5 protein-coding genes are annotated in these 4619 nt (G+C 43.8%); all 5 read right to left on the reverse strand.

Annotated elements, in window-relative coordinates:
* On the reverse strand, nt 1-930 hold a 930-nt coding region (gene wecB / locus PKX57_RS11300; RefSeq protein ID WP_472417386.1), incomplete at its 3' end, for a non-hydrolyzing UDP-N-acetylglucosamine 2-epimerase.
* Nucleotides 931-1016: 86 nt separating this feature from the next.
* Nucleotides 1017-1379, reverse strand: a complete 363-nt coding sequence (locus tag PKX57_RS11305) for a four helix bundle protein (RefSeq protein ID WP_472417388.1) — start codon at nt 1377-1379, stop codon at nt 1017-1019.
* Between the two features lie 205 nt (nt 1380-1584).
* On the reverse strand, nt 1585-2709 hold the full coding sequence (locus PKX57_RS11310; RefSeq protein ID WP_472417390.1) for a polysaccharide biosynthesis C-terminal domain-containing protein: 1125 nt from the start codon (nt 2707-2709) through the stop codon (nt 1585-1587).
* Complete coding sequence (locus tag PKX57_RS11315; RefSeq protein ID WP_472417392.1) at nt 2709-3734, reverse strand: polysaccharide biosynthesis protein; 1026 nt, start codon at nt 3732-3734, stop codon at nt 2709-2711. The genes PKX57_RS11310 and PKX57_RS11315 overlap by 1 nt, the downstream gene beginning before the upstream one ends.
* A gap of 44 nt (nt 3735-3778) precedes the next feature.
* On the reverse strand, nt 3779-4618 hold the full coding sequence (locus PKX57_RS11320) for a GDP-L-fucose synthase family protein (protein ID WP_472417394.1): 840 nt from the start codon (nt 4616-4618) through the stop codon (nt 3779-3781).
* Nucleotide 4619 lies beyond the last annotated feature (1 nt).

The following is a 4619-nucleotide window of genomic DNA, read 5'->3' on the forward strand; positions in this document are numbered from 1 at the left end:
ATCGAGAACTTCTGGTCTTTCGGTGCTCGTTCTGAAGAGAACAGCCGGGAATTCAAGAATCGATGACTCTTCACTCAGAGTACCGCTGTCTGAGAGAACGCAATATGCCTTCTTCTGGAGCTTGTTGTAGTCGAAGAAGCCGAAGGGCTTTAGATTTGTTATGAGAGGGTTGAACTTGACTCCCTTTTCTTCTATCTTCTTCCAGCTTCTGGGATGGGTCGAGTAGATCACAGGTAGCTTGAACTCTTCGGCTACTGTGTTGAGAGTGTTCACTACTTCGTTGAAGTTCTTCTCTATATCCAGGTTCTCTTCTCTATGGGCACTTACAAGGATATACTTCCCCTCTTCAAGGTTCAGTCTCTCAAGAGCATCGCTTTTATCTATCTTATCCATGTAGTGATATAAGACTTCAGGCATGGGAGAGCCGGTGACGAAGATATGCTCCTTTCTGAAGCCTTCAGAAAGGAGATATCTTCTACTGTGCTCTGTGTATGGAAGGTTTATATCGCTTATATGATCGACTATCTTTCTGTTTATCTCTTCGGGTACATTCTGATCGAAGCATCTGTTTCCCGCTTCCATATGAAATATAGGAATCTTCAATCTCTTAGCCGGAATAGCGCTCAAAGCGCTGTTTGTGTCTCCAAGTATCAAAAGTGCCTCTGGCTTCTCTTTCAAGAGAACTTCATATGCAGCGCTGATTATATTGCCCATCGTCTCGCCAAGATGCTTTCCCGGGACATTTAGAAAGTAATCAGGCTTCCTTATCTCGAGCTCCTGGAAGAAGATTTCGTTAAGCGTATAATCCCAGTTCTGGCCAGTGTGGACTAGAATATGATCGAAATACTTATCACAGGCCTTTATTGTGGCCGAAAGGCGGATGATTTCGGGACGGGTGCCTACGATAGTAACAACTTTAGTACGGTTCATAAGACCTCCTGGTGAGTGCGTAAAAGCTTAAAAGCGTAAAGGCGTAAAAAGTGCAAAAGAGCGTAAAAGCTTAAGAGCATAAAAGGCTAAATGGATTTCTGTAATCGGACTATTAGGTTATTTAGCATTGCTCCTAGTCGTTCTGTTTTCTCTTCTAGTCCTATTATATCTGATTCATCTATGTAGCCAAGTCCTTTTGCCAGCAGTAAATGGCTCTTGCTTTCTTCCAGTGAGCCACGAGCAATGTACAGAAACCTGCAAAACTCCTTGTTTCCTCCCCTGCCTCTTCCCTCAGCTATATTTGCCGGTACAGATGAGGCGGCTCTTTTTAATTGACTTGTCAAAGCGTATTTCTCTTCTTTCGGGAACTTCCCGGTGATTCTGTAAACCTCGATTGTGAAATCAAAAGCTTCTTTCCAAACTTCAAGACCGCTAAAACTGGTTTTCATGGGATACCTCGGTAAAAAAGATATGCGTAAAGGCATAAGAGCTTAACTGCGTAATTGTTTAAAGGCATAATGGCGTAAGGGCATAAGAGCTTAATTGCGTAAAGGCTTAAGGGCTCAATTACGCTGTTCCGCTGTTAAGAAGATTCTCCATTCTGCTTTTAAGCTTTTAAGCGATTCTCTATTACGCTTTTCCGCCTTTATGCGGTTATGCTTGTCCATCTACGCTTTCGTAGTACGTATCCGGCTTCTTCGCATCAAACATCTCATTCGCCCAGAAGAGTGTGATCATTTCTGTGTTCCCAATATTAGTTATTGAGTGTGTGTATCCCGGGGGGATGTCTATTATTTCGATCTTTTCTCCTGAGACTTTGTAGGAGATTATTTCGTTGTTCAATATATGCCTGAATTTGATATCTGCCTCACCTGAGATCACGCAGAATTTCTCGACCTTAGTGTCGTGGTAGTGGTTTCCCCTAGTTATTCCCGGTTTGGTTGTGGATACAAAGATTTGGCCGAAATGAGGGGATTTCAATAGTTCGAAGAGCATTCCCCTGTTGTCGGTTTTCATCTCGACTTCGTATGAGAAGTTGTCTTTCTCGAGATAAGAGAGATATGTAGAATACAGATCTTTCGTGAATTCATCCGAGAGATCGGGTAATATAGATGTCTCTCTCATCTCTTTGAAGCTGTAGATCTTCTTCGCAAGTTCGCCGAGTGTGATCTTGAAGGATTTCTCCACGGGGTAGAAATGTTTCTTTGGATTGAGTTCGATGTCGAGTAATTGATTAAAAGCTTTCACTACGTCGTCTATGTATGTCAGTTCAAGCTCTCTCTTTTCATCCGAGATGGTTATTTCGAGATCATGAGAGATGTTATAGCAGAAAGTAGAGACTACGGAGTTGTAATTAGGTCTCGACCATTTGCCGAAGAGGTTCGGGAATCTGAAGATGCAGACAGGTGAACCTGTTGATTTGCTGTATTCGATCAACGCATCTTCTGCTGACTTCTTGCTCTTTCCGTACTCGTTGTCGAGTTCTGCCTGAATGGAAGATGTGTATGCTATCGGGATCTTTCTTCCTGTTTTGGTTGCAAGTTCTGTGAGCGTTTCCGTAAGGCCTTTGTTGACCTTCATGAAGTCAGCAGGGTCTTTCGGGCGGTTTTCACCGGCAAGATGGAAGATAAAATCGGCTTTATCTACTGACTCTTTCATGTAATCGAAAGAGTGTTCTTTATCGAAGGGGATGATCTCGATATCTCCCCTTCTTCTTAGTTGTACCTGTAGGTTCTTTCCTACAAAGCCTTCGCTGCCGGTGATGAGTATCTTTCTCATTACTTTACCACCTTCCAGGATTTAAGCTCTTCCTGTACATGGTCCAGTTTGAGAAGGAGTTCTTTCATCTCTTCTTTATCCAGTCTCTCGGTGTTGTGAGAAGTATAGGGTTCTATGTTGTTTGAGAGAAGTTCTCCCTTATCGAAATACTTCGAGTAGTTTAGATCTCTCGTATCTGCCGGGACTCTGTAATAGCCTCCGAGGTCTTCTGCCACGACTCGCTCTTCAGAAGTTAGGAGGCTCTCGTATATTTTCTCTCCATGGCGTGTGCCGATTATCTGGATCTTGTTGTCTGTCTCAAAGATATCTATAAGAGCTTCGGCGAGTGTCTTTATCGTTGCCGCCGGGGCTTTCTGCACGAAGATATCTCCCTGGTTGCCGTGCTTGAAGGCATAGAGCACAAGATCAACCGCATCTTCAAGGCTCATCATGAATCTAGTCATGTTCGGGTTGGTAATTGTAAGAGGTTTTCCGGCTTTGATCTGTTCGATAAATAGAGGGATAACGGAGCCTCTGGAGGCCATAACATTGCCATATCTCGTGCCACAGAGAACTGTTTTGTTCTCCGAGATCGTTCTAGATTTGGCAACCATAACTTTTTCCATAAGAGCTTTGGTCATGCCCATGGCGTTTATTGGATAGACAGCCTTGTCAGTACTGAGAACGATGACTTTCTTCACGCCGTTGGCTATTGCGGCGTTGAGGGTGTTTTCTGTTCCCAGTATATTTGTCTTAACAGCCTCAAGAGGAAAGAACTCACAGGAGGGGACCTGTTTCAGCGCCGCGGCGCTGAAAACAAAATCAACTCCCCTGAGAGCGGATTCGATGCTGTTGTAATCACGTACATCTCCTATATAGAACTTGAGCTTGTCGTTGTTGTAGAGCTTTCGCATATCGTCCTGTTTCTTCTCATCGCGACTGAATATGCGGATCTCGCTTATCTCTGTTTGAAGGAAACGTTTAACGACTGCGTTTCCAAAAGAGCCGGTGCCACCGGTGACTAAAAGGGTTTTATTTTTGAACATTGTCTAACACCTTCCTATGAAAGACTCGCGATTGCTCTTGTTCATTATCTCCCTGCTGAAGTTACGAAATACTCATAACTCATCTCAAGTCCCTTATTGAGTTCGATCTTGTGTCTCCATCCGGCCTCATGGATTCTCGAAACATCAAGCAGCTTCCTCGGTGTTCCGTCTGGTTTGGAAGTATCGAATTTGAGTTCTCCCTTGTAGCCGACTACTTCCCCTATAAGCTCAGCAAGTTCTCTTATTGTTACGTCTTCTCCAGTTCCTACGTTGAAGAAGTCATTTCCCGAATAGTTCTTCATCAGAAAGAGACAGGCGTCTGCCAGATCATCCACGAACAGGAATTCTCTCCTGGGGGTACCCGTTCCCCATATTTCAACATAAGGAGCATTGTTTGTTTTTGCTTCGTGGAACTTTCTAATCAGCGCAGGTAATACATGGCTTGTGTTCAGATCAAAGTTATCATTCGGTCCATATAGATTCGTAGGCATAACGCTTATGAAATTAGTCCCGTATTGCTTATTGAAGTACTGGCACATCTTCATGCCGGAGATCTTTGCAAGTGCATAAGGCTCATTTGTCTCTTCGAGATATCCGGAAAGAAGATACTCTTCCTTTATCGGCTGAGGCGCCATCTTAGGATATATACAAGAGCTTCCGAGGAACAGAAGTTTTTTTACTCCGAATTCATAAGAGGCCTTTATCACGTTGCATTCGATCATGAGGTTTATGTATATGAAGTCGGCAGGATATACGCTGTTTGCCTGTATTCCTCCAACCTTTGCCGCAGCGAGAAACACATATTCCGGCCGCTCCTTCTCGAAGAACTCCCGTGTCGCCTTTTGATCTGTCAGATCAAGCTCTTCGAACGTTCTTGTGATTATG

The sequence above is a fragment of the Mesotoga sp. genome (assembly GCF_035363035.1).
In the GTDB taxonomy this organism is placed as follows: domain Bacteria; phylum Thermotogota; class Thermotogae; order Petrotogales; family Kosmotogaceae; genus Mesotoga.